The sequence below is a fragment of the Paenibacillus puldeungensis genome, assembly GCF_042678945.1.
GTDB lineage: Bacteria > Bacillota > Bacilli > Paenibacillales > Paenibacillaceae > Fontibacillus > Fontibacillus puldeungensis.
Map to the genome: position 1 here is coordinate 210,080 of NZ_JBHTLM010000006.1, position 17,793 is coordinate 227,872.

General features: G+C 47.2%; 17 protein-coding genes. 2 read left to right on the forward strand and 15 right to left on the reverse strand.

Translation table 11 applies throughout. The features are described 5' to 3' along the window. Positions 1-5: 5 nt before the first annotated feature. From pstA to nrdR, 4 genes are all read right to left on the reverse strand, one after another. A complete protein-coding gene (gene pstA / locus ACFQ3W_RS10990) occupies positions 6-893 on the reverse strand; it encodes a phosphate ABC transporter permease PstA (protein WP_379319266.1) in 888 nt (295 codons plus the stop codon). Further along, positions 890-1,792, reverse strand: coding sequence for a phosphate ABC transporter permease subunit PstC (gene pstC / locus ACFQ3W_RS10995; RefSeq protein WP_379319267.1), 903 nt, complete (start codon positions 1,790-1,792; stop codon positions 890-892). Before pstC ends, pstA begins: the two co-directional genes overlap by 4 nt. A gap of 79 nt (positions 1,793-1,871) precedes the next feature. Beyond that, positions 1,872-2,804 carry a phosphate ABC transporter substrate-binding protein gene (locus ACFQ3W_RS11000; RefSeq protein ID WP_379319268.1) on the reverse strand — a complete coding sequence of 311 codons (933 nt, stop codon included), beginning with the start codon at positions 2,802-2,804 and terminating at the stop codon, positions 1,872-1,874. A gap of 193 nt (positions 2,805-2,997) precedes the next feature. After that, complete coding sequence (nrdR, locus tag ACFQ3W_RS11005; RefSeq protein WP_379319269.1) at positions 2,998-3,468, reverse strand: transcriptional regulator NrdR; 471 nt, start codon at positions 3,466-3,468, stop codon at positions 2,998-3,000. A gap of 135 nt (positions 3,469-3,603) precedes the next feature. On the opposite strand from nrdR, the gene ACFQ3W_RS11010 reads away from it, so the two are divergent. After that, positions 3,604-3,825 (forward strand): small, acid-soluble spore protein, alpha/beta type, encoded by a 222-nt coding sequence (locus ACFQ3W_RS11010; protein ID WP_379319270.1) that lies wholly within the window; start codon positions 3,604-3,606, stop codon positions 3,823-3,825. A 69-nt stretch (positions 3,826-3,894) separates the two neighbouring features. On the opposite strand, the gene ACFQ3W_RS11015 is transcribed toward ACFQ3W_RS11010, so the two are convergent. The 10 genes from ACFQ3W_RS11015 to ACFQ3W_RS11060 form a co-directional block, all read right to left on the reverse strand. After that, the gene (locus ACFQ3W_RS11015) at positions 3,895-4,458 is read right to left on the reverse strand and encodes a lytic transglycosylase domain-containing protein (RefSeq protein WP_379319271.1); all 564 of its coding nucleotides are present in this window, start codon (positions 4,456-4,458) and stop codon (positions 3,895-3,897) included. Continuing rightward, on the reverse strand, positions 4,455-5,051 hold the full coding sequence (coaE, locus tag ACFQ3W_RS11020; protein WP_379319272.1) for a dephospho-CoA kinase: 597 nt from the start codon (positions 5,049-5,051) through the stop codon (positions 4,455-4,457). Before coaE ends, ACFQ3W_RS11015 begins: the two co-directional genes overlap by 4 nt. Then, positions 5,048-5,959, reverse strand: a complete 912-nt coding sequence (gene mutM / locus ACFQ3W_RS11025) for a DNA-formamidopyrimidine glycosylase (RefSeq protein WP_379319273.1) — start codon at positions 5,957-5,959, stop codon at positions 5,048-5,050. Before mutM ends, coaE begins: the two co-directional genes overlap by 4 nt. Before the next feature lie 80 nt (positions 5,960-6,039). Then, positions 6,040-8,706: a DNA polymerase I gene (gene polA / locus ACFQ3W_RS11030; protein WP_379319274.1), complete on the reverse strand. Its 2,667-nt coding sequence runs from the start codon at positions 8,704-8,706 to the stop codon at positions 6,040-6,042. 219 nt (positions 8,707-8,925) lie between these two features. Further along, a complete protein-coding gene (gene phoU / locus ACFQ3W_RS11035; protein ID WP_379319275.1) occupies positions 8,926-9,585 on the reverse strand; it encodes a phosphate signaling complex protein PhoU in 660 nt (219 codons plus the stop codon). Between the two features lie 19 nt (positions 9,586-9,604). Further along, the gene (gene pstB, locus ACFQ3W_RS11040) at positions 9,605-10,360 is read right to left on the reverse strand and encodes a phosphate ABC transporter ATP-binding protein PstB (RefSeq protein ID WP_379319276.1); all 756 of its coding nucleotides are present in this window, start codon (positions 10,358-10,360) and stop codon (positions 9,605-9,607) included. 248 nt (positions 10,361-10,608) lie between these two features. Beyond that, a complete protein-coding gene (locus ACFQ3W_RS11045) occupies positions 10,609-11,727 on the reverse strand; it encodes a methyl-accepting chemotaxis protein (protein WP_379319277.1) in 1,119 nt (372 codons plus the stop codon). A gap of 137 nt (positions 11,728-11,864) precedes the next feature. Next, a complete protein-coding gene (locus ACFQ3W_RS11050; RefSeq protein ID WP_379319278.1) occupies positions 11,865-12,590 on the reverse strand; it encodes a response regulator transcription factor in 726 nt (241 codons plus the stop codon). 147 nt (positions 12,591-12,737) lie between these two features. Continuing rightward, positions 12,738-14,537, reverse strand: coding sequence for a two-component system histidine kinase PnpS (gene pnpS, locus ACFQ3W_RS11055; RefSeq protein WP_379319279.1), 1,800 nt, complete (start codon positions 14,535-14,537; stop codon positions 12,738-12,740). A gap of 2 nt (positions 14,538-14,539) precedes the next feature. Further along, positions 14,540-16,087, reverse strand: a complete 1,548-nt coding sequence (locus ACFQ3W_RS11060; protein WP_379319280.1) for a fumarate hydratase — start codon at positions 16,085-16,087, stop codon at positions 14,540-14,542. A gap of 168 nt (positions 16,088-16,255) precedes the next feature. Here ACFQ3W_RS11060 and yfbR point away from each other — a divergent pair, with 168 nt between their 5' ends. After that, positions 16,256-16,876, forward strand: a complete 621-nt coding sequence (gene yfbR, locus ACFQ3W_RS11065) for a 5'-deoxynucleotidase (RefSeq protein ID WP_379319281.1) — start codon at positions 16,256-16,258, stop codon at positions 16,874-16,876. A gap of 12 nt (positions 16,877-16,888) precedes the next feature. On the opposite strand, the gene ACFQ3W_RS11070 is transcribed toward yfbR, so the two are convergent. Further along, positions 16,889-17,758, reverse strand: coding sequence for an SDR family oxidoreductase (locus tag ACFQ3W_RS11070; RefSeq protein ID WP_379319282.1), 870 nt, complete (start codon positions 17,756-17,758; stop codon positions 16,889-16,891). Between the last annotated feature and the right edge of the window lie 35 nt (positions 17,759-17,793).

The following is a 17,793-nucleotide window of genomic DNA, read 5'->3' on the forward strand; positions in this document are numbered from 1 at the left end:
GCCCCCTATTTCGTTGCCGTAAATTTCTTGTACATCAAACGTCCGATCCAGCGTGCCAGTAAGTTGAACAGGAGCACCGTAAGGATAAGAACAGCCGAAGCACCTGCGGCAATTTCAGGAGCATCCGGAGCCAGTCCCTCAGAATTGATCTTCCAGATATGAACGGCCAGCGTCTCCGCAGGACGGAACGGATTTAGCGGTGAAGTCGGGCTAAATGGATTCCAGTTTGTGAAATCAAGTCTAGGACTGCTCATCCCAGCTGTAAACAGCAGTGCAGCCGCTTCGCCAAATACACGACCAGCAGCGAGAATCGTCCCGGTTAAAATAACTGGCATAGCAATCGGCAGCATAATCGATCTGATTGTTTTCCATTTTGAAAGACCTAAAGCGAGACTCGCTTCCTTCTGAGCAGCAGGTACGCCGGACAAGCCTTGCTCCGTAATCCGTACAATGAGCGGTAGATTGAATACCGTTAATGCAAGTGCGCCGGAAAATAGAGAGAATCCAAATCCAAAAACGTTGACGATGACTAATAATCCAAACAAACCGACAACGATCGATGGGAAAGAAGATAATACCTCTACAACGAGCCGGATAAAATCCGTTATTTTTCCTGGCTTTGCATACTCGCTCATATATATACCCGCACCAATACCAAGCGGAATCGTAATGATCAATGTAAGTACCAATAGGAATAAGGAATTAAACAACTGTGGCCCAATCCCGCCGCCTTCTCGGATCGTCTCTGGTGGTGATGTCAGAAAATGAAAGCTGACGTGTCCAAGCCCACGCACCAGTATGAAGCCGAGCAGGCTTGCCATAATTAGAACAATAAGTCCCGCCATGGTTACGATGACGGCTGTCGCTATTTTATCTTTTGTTTTTGCACTCATCGTTTTGCTCTCCTTTCAAGCCACCGAACAATAAACACGAAGACGAACGTCATCAGCATTAGAATAAGGGCAAGCGTCCACAGAACGTTATTTTGTGTAGAGCCCATTACTGTATTGCCCATGCTAAGCGTAATGATGCTTGTTAATGTCGATGTTGATTCAAATAGAGAGTTCGGGATATGTGGTGCGTTCCCAATAACCATTTGAACAGCCAGCGCTTCACCGAAGGCGCGTGCCATCCCAAGGACTACCCCTGTTAGCAATCCAGGCATAACGGTTGGTATTACGGTACGGGATAAGGTTTGCCATCTCGTAGCCCCTAATGCATAAGATCCTTCTTTTAATCCTGGCGGCAATGCGGATAAAGCATCTGTAGCGATGGATGTAATAGTCGGCAAAATCATGATAGATAAGACAGTCGCCCCTGCTAAAATACCGAGTCCTTGTCCAGGAAAGATATCCCGATACAATGGAACGATGACACTTAAGCCGACAAAGCCGTATACAACCGAAGGAATACCAGCCAGCAGCTCAATGACCGGCTGTAAATACTTTTTACCGATTTTCGGCATGATCTCAACCATAAATAAAGCAGCGCAAACCCCCAATGGAGCAGCAATTAATGCCGCTAGAATGGATGTGCTGAAGGACCCAATAATAAATGGAAGCGCCCCAAACAGCGGCGGTTCCCCCTCCGGCTTCCACTGGGTTCCGCCAAAAATTTGTTGTAAATCGATTCCGTCCCGGAAAAAGGTCGATAACCCTTTGGTCGCAACGAAATAGACCATGGAAAATATAATTACCACTAATAAAACGATACAAATGGATGAATATATTTTACCGGTCCATTCCTCTACAATATGTGGCTGTACTTTTTTTCTTCCGCCGGACTGAGCCATGAAACCTCTCCCTTTACACAGCACAGAAAGAGGCAGAATGCTCCGCCTCTTACCTTGCCATTATGATGTTAATTTAAAATTATTTTGTGATGTTTCCATCTTTATCACGTTTAACTTGCATTTTGCTCACTGGAATGTAGCCCAGTTCTTCAACATCGGCTTTTTGAACTTCATCGGATACCATGTAGTCGAGGAATGCTTTAACGGCTTCATTCGGGTCACCTTTTGTATACATGTGTTCGTATGCCCAAACCGGATAAGTACCGTTCGCTACATTATCTTCTGTCGCTTCGACACCTTCATATTTCAGAGCCTTGACTTTGTCGTCACTGAGGTAAGATAGAGCTAGGTAACCAATAGCTCCTGGGGTTTCACTAACCATCTTCTTTACTGTACCGGAGGCTTCTTCTTGGACGGAACCCGGAAGATCATCCGTTTTGGCTCCTAAAGCGTATTTCTCAAATGTAGCACGAGTACCGGAGCTCGAAGGACGGTTGATGATTTGAATCGCTTGATCTGGTCCGCCTACTTCTTTCCAGTTCTTAACTTTTCCTGTAAAGATGCTGACCAATTGGTCTTTCGTTAAGTTATCGATGGTAATGTCAGGATTTACAACAGCTGCCATAGCGACTACGGCTACTTGATGGTCCTTTAATTCGCCTGCAGGACCAGCATCGAGCTTTTCTTCTGCAAACACATCAGAGTTCCCGATGTCTGCTTGCCCGCCGGATACTTGTGTTAAGCCCGTACCGCTTCCTCCACCTTGAACTTGTATAGAAACGCCTGGATTGGTATCCATAAACTTTTTAGACACTTGATCAACTAATGGCTGCAGGGCCGAAGAGCCTACTGCCAAAATGGAACCGGATAATTTGGAGCCCGCTGCCTTTTCACCGTTACCAGCAGTAGTTGTCCCGTTTCCACCATTACTTTCAGCCTTATTGTTTTGACCACATGCAGCCAACGTCAGAGTAAGAACCACAGTCAAAATCAATAACATACTTTTTTTCATCGTCTCAGGTTTCCCCCTTATTGTTTGTACATCTTGATTATAGGCATCGATTATCAATCCCATGTTTTCGTTTTGTAAATTCTGTGTAAAAATATTCGTCGAATATTGTCTGCCTGTAATTTAGTCAAAATTGCGTAAAAATAAACACTCCTGCGATACATCTCGCAAGAGTGTTTAAAAAGAATAAATATACTTAATCGTCTTCTCCGGTATTTTTCGACAAAAGCCCTTTTAGTTCCTTCATAAACATATTGATATCTTTAAACTGGCGGTAGACCGAAGCAAATCTAACGTAAGCTACCTCATCCACCGGATAAAGCTGCTCCATTACCAATTCACCAATTTCGCGGCTTTCAACCTCAGCATTGGCCGAGTGACGTAAGGAGCGTTCAACCTCCGAAACGATGGACTCCAGCTGTTCGACGGAAACAGGGCGTTTCTCGCATGCGCGAATCAAGCCCCGCAGCATTTTTTCCCGACTGAACTCTTCGCGGCTGCCATCCTTTTTAATAACGATGAGAGGCATTTCTTCCACCATTTCAAAGGTTGTAAAGCGGCGGCTGCATTTCTCACATTCTCGCCTCCGGCGAATGGAACGGTTTTCGTTAGCAGGTCTAGAATCCAACACTTTCGTTCCTAAATAATCGCAATACGGACATTTCAAACTAGGTTCCTCCCCTCTAATCATCGAGCTTAATCCATTTTTGCATGACTACCAATAAATAACTTAAAAATTTCGTAATGAAGTCCCTACTTGCGGTACATAATACTGTTACCAACCACAAGGAGGTGAACAATCATGGCCCAAAATAACAATTCTTCGAACGACCTGGTGGTTAGACATGCTTCCGGAGCTTTGGATCAAATGAAATATGAAATAGCTCAGGAACTTGGCATTTCTTTCCCGCAAGACGGATATGCTGGTAACCTGACTTCCTACGAAAACGGTTCGATCGGGGGTTTCATTACGAAACGTCTGGTAACCTTGGCCGAGCAATCACTTGCTGGTCAATTTAAATAACGCCGATCTAACCGGGGAGCATTGGCTTGCAGTAAAATGCAGTCAATGCTCTCTTTTATCTAAAAGGCATCAGAAATCGTCGTATATCTCCGAGTACTGCTTATAGTAATGGCTGACCCTTTGTACATAGTGCCGGGTCTCGCCAAAAGGGATATCCTTCGACGTTTCGAGTCGGCCGTCCCACACACCGCTTTTTAGCCAATTTTTCACATTTGTTGGCCCTGCATTATATGCCGCAATCATGGCAATTTCGTTGCCGTCAAACTGGTTTTCCAGTGATTTTAAATACCATGTTCCAATCTGCAGATTGGTTCCTATTTCGTTTTGCACCTGAACTAGCGATGTATCAGGAAGCTTGGCTTTCATAATGACCCACTTTGCCGTATCGGGCATGATTTGCATTATTCCGAGCGCCCCTTTTTTTGACTGAGCCCCGGGCTTATAGTTGGTCTCCACCTTGATGATCGCCGCAACGATAAAAGGATCGAGGTTATTGCTGCGCGCATGCTGCCGAATTTCTTCTTTATAATAAATCGGATAGAATAGCGAAAGCCATGCTGAATTAAAAAAAATGAGAACCGTAAACCCGAGAAAAAGCAAAAGCAGCACTCTTTTTTTTCTAAGCCATCTCATGACAAACCCTTGTCCCGCCAAAATTGTTCAATCTGACGCTCCGTTTCTTCCAATCCGCGGCTGTTGTCAATCAAGATATCCGCCCTCTCCTTTTTCTGTTCGATATCCATTTGGGCCTTTAATCTGGCCTCAGCCTCTTCCCTGCTCAATTCGTCTCTGTTCATCAACCTAGCAAGCTGCAGCTCCCGGGGTACATATACGACCATAATTGCTTCATATAGCGATTCCAAGCCAGATTCGTAAAGCAACGGGATATCAGCTACCACTAATCGGTGAGGTTTTTCAGCCTCCAGCTCCTCCATCCGCTTCTTCATTTCTGTACGAATTGCCGGATGGGTGAGCTGCTCCAGTGCTTTGCGCTCATCCGGATGAGAAAACACAATTTCGCCTAGCTTTTTGCGATTTAAGGTTCCGTCAGGCAGCAGCACCGCTTGTCCAAAACGATCGACTACAGCAGCCAGAACCCGGTGCCCGGGCTCCATGATTTGCCTTGCAATCACATCCGCGTCAATGAGCGCCGCGCCACGACTAGTCAGCATTCGGGATACCGTACTTTTCCCGGTGGCAATGCCCCCCGTTAAACCGATATTCATCCCTTTAACACCTCACTGTTTTTCTTGGAACGGGATTTCGCATTGCTCTGTTTATGTGCTTCGTTCTTCTGGCTTGTCCCGTAAGGCATTTGACATTCCGGGCAAAAATGGGTTCCGCGGCCACCAACGACTGTTTTTTCCACCGGATGACCGCAGACGACACACGCTTCGCCCTTTCGTCCGTAAATTTTCAGTGAATGCTGGAACATCCCCATTTCGCCTTGACCGTTGACGTATGACTTAATGGAAGAACCGCCGGCATTAACCGCCTCGTTAAGCGTTGCAACAATTGCTTCATGCAGCCGATCCAGCTCGTGATCCGTTAGCTTGTCCGCCGGGTATTCAGGGTGAATCCCCGCTCGGAACAAGGCCTCATCTACATAAATATTCCCCAGTCCAACGACATATTCCTGGTTAAGGAGCGCAGGTTTAATTTTTGTTTTCCGACCGGACATTACCTGCCTGAATGCCTCTTTGGTGAAAGAGTTGTCGAGTGGCTCCAATCCCAGTTTGACCAAAGGCTTCTCCTTAAATTCCTCACCCGGATAGAACAAATGCATCGTACCAAACTGGCGAACATCTTTGTACCTTAGCTCCGTGCCATCCGTAAATTCAAAGATAACGTGAGTGTGCTTTTCAACAGGCTCATCCTTAGCATATAACCCGTATCTACCTTCCATTCGCAAATGGGAAACCAATACCAGCCCATCCATTACAATTCGTAAAAATTTTCCTCTTCGACCTATCTCTACAATCCGGTGCCCTGCCAGCTCCATTTCAAACCGCTTGATATCGTCCGGCCGCTGAATAATTCGCGGTAGCGATACCTTAACAGCCCGGATCGTTTTTCCGACGATCAATTGCGAAAGCGTTCTTCTGACCGTCTCTACTTCTGGCAATTCCGGCATTTCGTCACCTCATTTGTTGTTTATAAAAAACGGCTTAGCCCAAAAGGAACCATGCTTATAGGCATGATCCCCAGGCTCTTTTACTTCGCTTCGTACCAGTTCAACCCACAGCTTACCTCCGCCTTTAGAGGAACGGACAGCTGGAGCGCCTTTTCCATCGTTTCAGGTAAAAGCTTCTTCATCAACTCAAGCTCATCTGGCGGTACTTCGAATACCAATTCGTCATGAACCTGAAGCAGCATGCGGCTTTTCAACTTATGCTCATATAGCGTTTTATCCATAAGCACCATGGCGAGCTTAATAATATCCGCTGCAGTTCCCTGAATTGGCGTGTTCATGGCTGTACGCTCGGCAAAAGATCGCAGATTAAAATTAGAGGCGTTGATCTCCGGCAAATAGCGACGGCGTTCGAGCAATGTCTTAACATACCCGTCCCGCTTTGCTTCCTTGACGATCTCATCCATATAGCGGCGTACACCCTGGAACGCGTCAAAATATTGGTCGATAAATCTAGCTGCTTCTTTTCGTGTTATGTTCAAGTTTTGTGATAAGCCGTAATCGCTAATCCCGTATACGATACCGAAGTTGACTGCCTTGGCCGAGCGGCGCATATTCGCATCCACCTGATCCGGACCCACGCCAAACACATCCATAGCTGTTTTCGTGTGAATGTCCATATCGTGAAGAAAAGCTTCCTGCAATCCTTTGTCCCCTGATATGTGTGCCAGCACGCGCAGCTCGATCTGGGAATAGTCCGCAGAAAGAATATACCAGCCCTCCTCCGAGGGAACGAACACTTTCCGAATTTTCCGGCCCTCTTCAAGTCGAATCGGGATGTTCTGCAGATTTGGAAACTGACTGCTTAATCTGCCGGTAGCGGCAACTGTCTGGCGGAAATAAGTGTGAACCTTCCCCGTCTTCGGGGATATTTCCTTAAGTAGCCCTTCCACATAAGTGGATTGCAGCTTGGCCAGTTGACGATATTCCAGAATGAACTGGACAATTTCATGATAAGGAGCCAGCTTCTCCAGCACTTCCGCATCGGTTGAGTAACCGGTTTTGGTTTTCTTGATCACCGGCAGGCTCAGCTTATCAAATAGGATTTCCCCTAATTGTTTCGGAGAATTTAAATTAAACTCCGTACCGGCTATCTCATAAATCCGTGCAACGAGCTTATTGATCTGGGTCTCAAATTCAACCCCCAGCTCCTTCAGTGCATCCTGATTAACCGCCACTCCTTGCTTTTCCATGTCCGCTAAGATGCGAGATAGAGGCATTTCCAAATCATAAAATAGTCGGTTCATCTCATATTTCTCTAACTCACTTCGTTGCAGGGGAATAATGCGCAGCAGTGCATCCGCTTTTCGGGCCAGATGTAAGCTCAGTATATCGACATTAGGAACTTTGAATTTAGCACCTTTTCCGTAAACCTCTTCATCGCTAGGCAAGTACGGCAAGCCGTATTTTGCAGCTAGTCCGCTAATTGTCTGATCATTTTCCGTAGGGTCCAGCAAATAAGCAGCCAATTCCACATCATGCTCAGCACCGGCAAAAGCAATTCCCTGCCAAAACAATGCGAGATCCGCACGATGCAGATCATATCCACGTTTCGGGATGTTCTCGTCACCAAGCCAGCTCAAAACAGGCTTGGCCTCCTCCTCCTTAAGCAGTTCCAGCGGTAGAAAGAAATGCCGCTTAGCCGTCGATAGCATCAAGCCCATGATTGTGGCATGATGCGGATTTTCCCCATAAGATTCTATAACAATCCCTTCAATTTCGTGAAGGTGTTTTTCAACTTCCGACAGTTTAGCTGCATCTACGATTGTAACATCCAAATCAGGTGACTCTGAACGCTCAGTCGCCCCCGCCTCAGTTCCTGCGGCTCCAGAAACAGCCGGTAGCCGTTCAAGCAACGATTTGAACTCCAGTCTTCGCAGTACTGGTACGGCTTTCTCAGCTTCGATGCCAGAGAAAGTCATATCCTCCCAAGAGCGTTCAACTTGGACTTCACGATAAATCGTTGCCAGCTGCTTACTCATCCGAGCATCATCAGCATGGTTTACCAGATTTTCCTTCATTTTTCCTTTCAACTCATCCGTATGAGCCAATACCGACTCAACCGATCCGAATTGATGGAGCAGTTTGAGCGCCGTCTTTTCACCGATTCCTGGTACTCCAGGGATATTGTCCGAAGTATCTCCCATTAAACCTTTAAGATCAATAATTTGCTCAGGCTTGAGACCGTACCGCTCCTCAATTTCCTTCGGCCCGTAAGGTTCTACTTCACTAACTCCTTTTCGTGTTAGGGCTACCTTCACGCGGTCGCTGACTACCTGTAGCATATCCTTATCCCCGGTCACAACAAGCACTTCACGCCCTGATTCCTCAGCTTGCTTGGTAAGTGTGCCGATGATGTCATCTGCCTCATAGCCGGGCAATTCAAACCAAGCGATTCCGAAGCTCTCAAGAAGTTCACGCATTAGTGGGAACTGCTCCGACAGCTCCGGCGGTGTCTTGTCACGTCCTCCCTTGTAATCCTGATAGCCCTCATGGCGAAATGTTACCTTCCCCGCATCAAAAGCAACCAAAATGTGGCTAGGTTGTTCCTCATGTATAAGCCGCAACAGCATATTCGTAAAGCCATAAACGGCATTGGTATGCAGACCGCTAGAATTCGTCAGCGGCGGCATGGCAAAAAAGGCCCGGTAAATGATGCTGTTGCCATCTATAAGAATCAATTTATCCATACTACACCTCATTAAGAGTTTTCTTCCTGTTACTTATGATAACACAGGGCGCCCACGTATAACACAAACGAAGGTCAAAACCAAATGACTAAACGCTGGGAATTGATCTAATAATTAGCCAGCCTACAAACAACAAACCGGCCGCCGTATGCAATTTGCAAGCGGCAGCCGGTTTCGAGTGGCCTTTAATAGCTTAGAGTGTCTATATAGTGCTTACTCTTACTGATTCAAATCGGGACGGTGTCCGGTAACAAGATAAACAGCACTTTCTCCGATATTGGTGGCATGATCGGCAATCCGTTCAATATAGCGTCCAACCAGCGTAAGAAGCATGGCTTGCTGAAGTGATTCCGGTTTATCGATCATATACGAATACAATTCGCGGATCGTTTGACTGTACAAATGATCCACTTCATCGTCATCCCTTGCCATTTTGTAAGCCAGGTCCGTGTTCTCATCCAGATATGATTGCAGTGATTCCTTCAGCATCAATATGACCATCTCGGACATCTTCGGAATATCGATTAACGGCTTAATTAACGTTTGCCCTTCAAGCCGGGTCGTTACCTTTGCAATATCGATCGCTAAATCTCCCATACGTTCAAGATCGCTCGATATTTTAAAAGCGACGATAATCCGCCGCAGGTCCTTGGCAACCGGCTGCTGGGTTACAATCAAACGCGAACCGATTTCCATTACCTGTTCTTCCAGTTTATTCAGCTCGATATCCCGCTCGACAATTTGCTTAGCTTTGGCCGAATCCAGATTTTGCAGGGCGACGATCGCTTCCGATAGTGCATTCTCAACATGCTCACCCATTTGTCTAAGCAACTGGCGTAATTCCTCCAGGTTTTGATCAAATTCCTTTCTTTGAATCATCTTGCTGTAGCCTCCTTGTTTATCCGAAACGACCGGAAATGTAGTCTTCTGTACGCGAATCTTGAGGGGTGGAGAACAGCTTCTCCGTTTCATCCGCCTCGACGATTTCTCCATTCAGGAAAAAGACAGTTCGTCCCGAAATTCGCGCCGCCTGATGCATGTTATGCGTTACCATTACGATCGTATACCTATCTTTTAATTGCTGAACCAACTCTTCAATCTTTAAGGTTGAAATCGGGTCAAGTGCCGAAGTCGCTTCATCCATTAATAAAATATCCGGCTGCACCGCAATAGCCCGTGCAATGCAAAGACGCTGTTGTTGTCCACCAGACAAGCTAAGGGCCGAGCGTTTCAGGAAATCCTTGACTTCATCCCAGAGGACCGCTTGTCTTAAACTTTGTTCTACAAGTTCATCAAGAGCCGCTTTGCTTTTGACACCATGTAAACGAGGACCATAAGCCACATTATCGTAGATTGATTTCGGGAACGGGTTCGGTTGTTGGAAAACCATACCTACCTGCTTGCGCAGCGCTTCGACCTGAACGTCATCCCCGTATATTTCAGTTCCGGCAATTTGTACGGAACCTTCAATTTTGGTACCTGGGATCATATCATTCATTCGGTTCAGTGTTCGCAGGAGCGTCGACTTCCCGCAGCCCGATGGTCCAATAAATGCGGTAATCGCCTTCTCCGGTATATCCAGGGAAACGTTCTTCAATGCGTGAAATTGCTCATAGTACAAATTCAACTTCTCAATGTGGATAATCGTATCCATGTCAGTTCTCCTTCGCTAAGTAAACATCCTTGCCTTTGGCGGCCATCCTTATCCCTGAGCAAGGCCTGCAAAACATGGCCTCATAAAACTTCAAGCACGGTACTCACGTTCGACGAGAGCCCGTGCTGGCGCTTTAGCCCTATGGGATTAGTATGCTCCAGTACCAAAAACCCATCAACATGTATAAAACAATTTTAGCTTGTTTATGTAAAAGAAAATAATTCGAAATGTAAACACAGTGTAAAATCTTATTCCGGCAGGGCTAATTGTTCGAGCTCCCTCAATACGAAATCCGTTCTTGAAGCGGCAGTATCCGAAAATTGATACATTTCTCTTCCTCTTGTCTCAACAGCTCGAGCGGATTGAACCAGTTCCTCAAACGTCTGGTCAGCTTTTCCCACCCTAATGTGACTTTCCTCCATCTCTACCGCAGTTGAGGTAGCTGTATCAGCCGTTTGTTCAACAAGGTGATTTACCGTGGCCAGCGATTTCCCGATATCCTCGGAAAGCCGCTTCGTTTGCTCGGACAGTTTTTTCACCTCGCTGGCAACGACGGCAAATCCCCGTCCGTGTTCTCCGGCATGTGCCGCTTCAATAGATGCGTTGATGGCAAGCATCCCACTCTGTTCTGCAAGCGCTTGAATATGTGCTGCAATGGACGATATCTGTTCCGCTCGTTCCAGCAGCTCCGCCACTTGTTTCTCTTGGGAGCGAGTCATCTCCAGTACTCTGGTAAAAGAAGCCTTAACCTCCTCAAGCTCCAACCGGCCAGCCTTCGCAAGCCCGCTCATTATTTCCGATTCCCGCAGGCTTCGCTCAGCAGTAGTCGATACGCGTTTAACCGATTGTTTAATCTCGACGACACGATCATGGCTTTCCCTAACGGTTATCCGGCGAGATTCGTTCGTCACTCGCTGCAAATCGCGGGAAATCTGCATCAAGTCCTGCACGGTTAGAACCCCATAAAATTTCCCCCGCTCGGTCATAATCATGCAATCGTAGAAACGGTCATCCTCCCGTCCCAAGGCTGCATCAAGCAAATCTTCAGCCGGCATCGTTAGTTCACATATGAGAGGGAGTTTGTCAGCGAAAAGCAGGGCCGGACGATCATAAAACAAATCCGCCGCAAATCTGCCCGTCAAATGGCGGTAGAAGCGATCACGCATTAGAAGTCCCAGCGGCTGTTCAGCCTCATCACAGCACACAATACAGGAAATATCCTCCTGCTTTCGAAATAACTGCAGAACATTCCGGCATAATTCGCCGAGCCCAATAACGGGAACGTTTCTACAATAAGGACGGGGGCTAATCATCTGCCCAGCATCCATGTCGGGACGCTCTAAAACCGCAACAGCTTCATTTTCCAACTCTAACACTCCCCGAAAAAAAGATGCGTTCATGCTAGAATCATAGAAATCTTATATTTGGGGTGTATTTTCGGTACTTTAGGCCTGTGTAAAATTAACTATTTGACGTTTAGAAAAAAACACCCATCATGAAGGGATTACATGATAGGTGCCTTTTTTTTATTTACTACCAGCTTGTAGCCAACCCCACGGATGGAGTCTATATGTACGGACTGAGGATCCAGCTCTAGCTTCTTACGAAGGGAGCTGACATGAACATCTACCGTTCGTTGACCACCAATATAGTCAAATCCCCAAACCGCGTTCATTAAATCGTCCCTCGTCATAACAACTCCGGGTTTTCGAGCCAGATATAGCAGCACTTCGAATTCCTTCGGTCTTAGTGTGATCGCCTCACCATTTAAAGTAACCTCGTATTTCTCCGGATAAATGGTTAACGCGCCAAGCGAAATTTGTGGATTATCCTGACTCAGAGGCTTCTCTCTTTCCTCCTGGCCGTTGGACCTGCGAAGAACAGCAGCAACCCGGGCAAGCAGTTCTGCTACGCCAAACGGTTTCGTAATGTAATCATCCGCCCCGGACTTCAGGCCCTGGACCACTTCTTCTTCGGCATTTTTGGCGGTTAAGATAATGACCGGCGTCATTACTCCCTCACTTCTCAGCCTCGACATAATCTCAAATCCGTTCATCCCCGGCAGCATTAAATCAAGCAGAATCAAGTCAAACTCTTGATGGAGCGCAGTTTCATAACCTGTCTGCCCGTGTTCTTCTACGACAACTTCATATCCTTCACTAGAAAGATTGTAAGATAAAAGCCTAGATAACGTCGGTTCATCCTCAATAACTAATAGACGCTGTGTCATAGAACCCCCCATTTATTTTACGTACGAGTTCAAAAAAAGAATGATCGCACATTTAAACCAGCATGGATTTACATCTCATGACAAGCTCAGCATATCACGACATTGTTAACTCGGTGTAAAATATTAAAAAAACGGTTTACACAAGGATTAGTTTTCAAAAGGATGCATCAAAGGAAGCTCCAAAATAAACGATGAGCCTTCCCCAACCCTGCTCTCTACACGGATCGTGCCATGATGCAGTTCGACAAGGTGCTTCACGATCGAAAGGCCGAGTCCTGTACCTCCTGAACTGCGAGATCTCGCTTTATCAACGCGATAGAAACGTTCAAAGATACGCGGCAAATCTTTTTTCGGAATACCAATCCCTGTATCGCTTACGGTAAACCTGATTTGCTCCTCCTCTCCTCCTTCGTTGATGATTTCGGCGTCTACGCGGACCCTTCCTCCCTCTTGGGTATAGCTAATTGCGTTGGAGAGAAGATTCATGAATATTTGCTGCAGCCGGTCTTCATCTCCCTCGATGAAGAGATGTTCGGGGATGTCATGTGTCATAACGATAGATTTCTTCTTAGCCGCCGGAAGCAGTACTTCATAGATGTTGTCGATCAAATCCTTGATTTGCACAGGCGCGTATTCCAGAGGTATCCGCTTGGACTCAATCTTGGACAATTCGAGTATATCCCCTATCAGACGGTTGAGGCGATCGCCTTCGTCATAAATAATTTGCAAGAAAGAACGTGTGGTCTCCTCGTCTTTAACCCCACCAGCCAGAAGCGTCTCGGCAAAGCCTTTAACGGCGGCAATCGGTGTTTTAAGCTCGTGGGACACATTGGCCACGAACTCACTTCGCATCCGTTCCAGCCTACGAATGTCCGTAACATCCTGAAGGAGGAAAAGCATGCCCCGGTAGCTGTCGTCATCTTCAAACATCGGCACGCCATCAAACATCAGGATTTTCTCCTCGGGATCGTAAACGGTTCGTTCCTCCCGCAAAAAATCCTTGCGTTCAATCCCTTCCTCAACAAACTTATGCAACTCAAAATTCCTTTTCAGTTCATGATAGGATTTTCCAAGTAGCAGGTCGCCTTTCATGTGCAAAATCCGTTCTGCCTCCCGGTTGATCAGAGCAACCTTACTGGAGGCATCCACCATAAGGATACCCCCAGTCATGTTGGCCAGAACGCTTTGCATTAGGTCCTCATTATCACGAATCCGCTTCAGCTGCTGCTGCAGACTGTCTGCCATTCCATTAATGGCTTGCCCCAACTGTCCGATTTCATCGCGCCGTCTGAGCCTAACTCTGGCATCATAATCGAGCTTCGAGATTCGGTTCGCTACTCGTGTAATTTGTACAAGCGGCTTGGTCAGCCCCGTTGCCACCCGATAGCTAATCAATGCTGCAAGGAGAAAGAGAATGAGAAGACCTCCCGACATGAGCAGAAAGCCCTGCTTCAGGCCTTTCTCAACGGCAGCCAGACTCATTGATAAGCGGATGTATCCGTCGAACCCTTCCTTGGAGGTCACGCGATGAGCAACATATAACATGTTCTCCCCGATCGTATCACTGAAACGGATTGCGCTGCCGACCTCCCCTTTTGAGGCAGATACGATTTCCTTTCGATGGCTGTGGTTGTCCATCTCTTCAGCCGCCATATCAGAATCGCCGATAACCGTACCATCCAGGTTGATAAAAGTGACCCGCGAATCGGTCATTTTCTCCAATTTTTTAGCCTGCTCCGTATAATACGTTTTTGCCTCAGCCTTACCATCCGCTGGAACGAAATGCAATGTACTTTCCAATAACTTGATTTCCCGCGCCATGTTCTCCTCCAAAGCGCGGATATGCGAATCCTTGAACAGTTGTGCCATCGTTATACCCGACGCTAACATCGATATGCCGACGAGCCCCATCAGGATTAGTGTTAGTCGTGTACGAAATGTTTTCATCTTTATTTGAACACCGGTTCCTTGAATGCGGCCAGTTTTTCAAGCGAAGCTTTCTCTACACCCGCATGCAGGCTGTCTCCATGTGAGTCCATCGTAACGATGGCGGCGAAGCCCTCAACATCTAAATGCCACATCGCTTCCGGAATACCAAATTCCATAAAATCAACGCCATTAACCTTTTTAATGCATTCGGCGTAATACTGAGCGGCCCCGCCAATAGCATTCAAATATACGCCACCGTGCTCTTTTAGCGCAGCCAGCGTTTTAGGGCCCATTCCGCCTTTGCCAATAACGGCGCGGATCCCGAATTTTTTCATAATATCACCTTGATAAGGTTCCTCGCGGATGCTGGTTGTCGGCCCGGCCGCTTTGACATGCCAGCCTTCTTCATCTTTCAGCATCACCGGTCCGCAGTGGTAAATCACTGCACCGTTCAGATCAACCGGAGAATCGTGATCCATCAAATACTTATGAAGCGCATCGCGGCCGGTATGCATTTCCCCTTGGATGATTACCACGTCGCCAACCCGCAGCTCCCGCACCTGCTCCTCAGTGATTGGGGTATGCAGCACAATCTCCCGGCTCTTAGAGGATTCCATTTCTTTGGGTTCACCCGCCGCATTCTCTGTTTTCCGCTCGACAGACACTTCGCTGCCGCGTTCATACACCCATTTGGCGATTTCGCCTGTGGCCGGATTAATTTCCACTCCTTGGCGCCGGAACGCCCAGCAGTTGTACGCTACAGACACAAAAAAGCTGGCTGGCAGCCGATTGGCAGCGCCAACCTTGCAGCCGAGCAGCGTGACTTCACCGCCAAAGCCCATCGTCCCAATACCCAGCTGATTGGCGGCCTCCATGATGTACTTCTCCAGTCGATCCAGCTCTTGCACCGGGTTGACGTCATCGACAGGTCGGAATAACTGCTTCTTAGCCAGTTCGTAACCGGTAGTTCTGTCACCGCCGATCCCTACGCCGAGAAAGCCGGCGCTGCAGCCTTGGCCTTGTGCTTGATAAACGGCGTGTAATATACATTTACGTATTCCGTCGAGATCTCGTCCCGCGCGACCTAAGCCTTCGAGTTCAGTTGGCAAGCTGTACTGTATATTTTTATTTTCACAGCCCCCGCCTTTTAGAATAAGTCGTATATCAATATATTCATGCTCCCACTGCTCGAAATGAATCACCGGGGTACCCGGACCAAGGTTGTCTCCACTGTTTTCTCCGGTAAGCGAATCAACAGAGTTGGGCCGGAGCTTTCCGTTTTTTGTAGCTTTCTGAACAGCTGCAGCAATATCCCGTTTCATTTTGATTTGGTTTGCACCAACCGGAGTGTGTACAATAAAGGTAGGCATTCCAGTATCCTGGCATATCGGAGAAACCTGCTCCTCAGCCATCTTAATATTTCGTGAAATGGTTGATAGTGCTAACCCGGCGCGCGTCGCCTCGTTCTCACTGGCCCACCCGCGATTTACCGCACGGCGGACATCTCCCGGCAGTTGGGTTGATGTTTCTACAATTAATTGATATACGCTTTCTTCAAACTGGTGCATAATCCAAGATTTCCCCTCTCATTCTTCGGATAAACACTTTCGCTTAAATCACCGTAAATGTATGCATAGCTATATGCTCTTCAATAGATTTATAATAACATAATAAAACCTTCCAGGTTGACAATTTTTGTACAAAAATAACTATATGATAAGAGAGGTTTATCACTGATGAGCTATCATTTTTCAGCTTATATGTACCGCTTGCGCTCGATTCAGCGCTGGAGTCTGATGCGCAGCACTGCGGCTGATAATGTCGCAGAGCATTCCTACCATGTGGCACTTCTAACGCACCTGCTCTGCGAGGTAGGGAACCACCTATACAATAGGAGCTTAAACTCAGAAAGAGCAGCTGTTCTGGCTCTATTTCATGACGCTACCGAAGTATTTACCGGTGATATACCTACTCCGGTGAAGCATCACAATCCGCGGCTGCTGTCCAATTTTCGAGAGATGGAGGATATTGCCGCCGAGCGGCTGCTAGGCATGGTTCCCCCAGAATTGAAGCAAAGCTACACCTCCCTGCTTTCCCCTGGTAAAGCTATCGCTTCCGGCTCCAATGAGGATGCGGAGCTTCTGAAATATGTAAAAGCAGCGGACAGCCTGGACGCCTACTTAAAATGCGCCTGGGAGCTCACTTCCGGCAACCGTGAGTTCGCTGTCGCCAAAAGCCAGCTGTTGGAGAAGCTGCAGCGGCTCGATTTACCGGAAGTTGCTTATTTCCTGGAGCACCTCGCTCCTAGCTTTGAGATGACTCTGGATGAGCTGTCTGAGCCTACCAACGGTGAATAAAAGGATACTGATTCATCCGTTTACAATTTCTCCTCCGTTGATATGAAGCACCTGGCCACTCATATACGAAGAGTCATCCGAAGCAAGGAAAACGTAGGCCGGAGCTACCTCCTCCGGTTGACCAGGACGCTGCATTGGGGTAGTTCCGCCAAACTCAGCTACTTGCTGCTGGTCGAAAGTCGATGGAATGAGCGGCGTCCATATCGGGCCTGGGGCCACTGCATTGACACGGATACCTTTATTACCAATGAGGTTCATTGATAGAGAGCGGGTAAAGCTCACGATCGCCCCTTTAGTCGCGGAGTAGTCGAGCAGTTGAGGATTACCTTTATAGGCCGTCACCGATGTGGTATTAATAATGGTGCTGCCTTTTTTCAAATGCGGAAGGACAGCTTTCGTTAAATAAAACATAGAGAACAGGTTCGTTCGAAAGGTTCTTTCCAACTGCTGTGCAGTAATGGCGGTGATATCCTGTTGGGGATGCTGCTCTGCCGCATTATTCACCAAAATATCAATTCGCCCGAAGAAATCCATTGTTTGTTTAACGATTTGGGTGGCAAAAGCCTCTACTCCGATATCTCCGGCAATCAGTAAACATCTTCGTCCCTCCTGCTCAACTTCCTGCTTCGTCTTTTCAGCATCGCTATGCTCACTTAAGTAAACGATCGATACATCCGTACCTTCCTTGGCATAAGCTACGGCAATCGCCCGCCCGATTCCGCTATCACCACCGGTAATTATCGCGACCTTACCCTGCAATTTACCAGCAGCTTTATAGTTTCCTTCATACTGAGGCTGAGGGTGCATTTGTGCCTCGATACCGGGCTGCTGATTTTGGTGCTGGGGAGGCATGGTCTGCTTCGATTGTCCATTTTCTGCCATTAATTATTCTCCTTCATCGTGTTGTCGTAAAATTC

Coding starts and splice junctions, on each gene's coding strand:
- pstA (WP_379319266.1), bottom strand. CDS start 893: ATGAGTGCAAAAACAAAAGATAAAATAGCGACAGCCGTCATCGTAACC.
- pstC (WP_379319267.1), bottom strand. CDS start 1,792: ATGGCTCAGTCCGGCGGAAGAAAAAAAGTACAGCCACATATTGTAGAG.
- ACFQ3W_RS11000 (WP_379319268.1), bottom strand. CDS start 2,804: ATGAAAAAAAGTATGTTATTGATTTTGACTGTGGTTCTTACTCTGACG.
- ACFQ3W_RS11010 (WP_379319270.1), top strand. CDS start 3,604: ATGGCCCAAAATAACAATTCTTCGAACGACCTGGTGGTTAGACATGCT.
- ACFQ3W_RS11015 (WP_379319271.1), bottom strand. CDS start 4,458: ATGAGATGGCTTAGAAAAAAAAGAGTGCTGCTTTTGCTTTTTCTCGGG.
- coaE (WP_379319272.1), bottom strand. CDS start 5,051: ATGAATATCGGTTTAACGGGGGGCATTGCCACCGGGAAAAGTACGGTA.
- mutM (WP_379319273.1), bottom strand. CDS start 5,959: ATGCCGGAATTGCCAGAAGTAGAGACGGTCAGAAGAACGCTTTCGCAA.
- polA (WP_379319274.1), bottom strand. CDS start 8,706: ATGGATAAATTGATTCTTATAGATGGCAACAGCATCATTTACCGGGCC.
- phoU (WP_379319275.1), bottom strand. CDS start 9,585: ATGATTCAAAGAAAGGAATTTGATCAAAACCTGGAGGAATTACGCCAG.
- pstB (WP_379319276.1), bottom strand. CDS start 10,360: ATGGATACGATTATCCACATTGAGAAGTTGAATTTGTACTATGAGCAA.
- ACFQ3W_RS11050 (WP_379319278.1), bottom strand. CDS start 12,590: ATGACACAGCGTCTATTAGTTATTGAGGATGAACCGACGTTATCTAGG.
- pnpS (WP_379319279.1), bottom strand. CDS start 14,537: ATGAAAACATTTCGTACACGACTAACACTAATCCTGATGGGGCTCGTC.
- ACFQ3W_RS11060 (WP_379319280.1), bottom strand. CDS start 16,087: ATGCACCAGTTTGAAGAAAGCGTATATCAATTAATTGTAGAAACATCA.
- yfbR (WP_379319281.1), top strand. CDS start 16,256: ATGAGCTATCATTTTTCAGCTTATATGTACCGCTTGCGCTCGATTCAG.
- ACFQ3W_RS11070 (WP_379319282.1), bottom strand. CDS start 17,758: ATGGCAGAAAATGGACAATCGAAGCAGACCATGCCTCCCCAGCACCAA.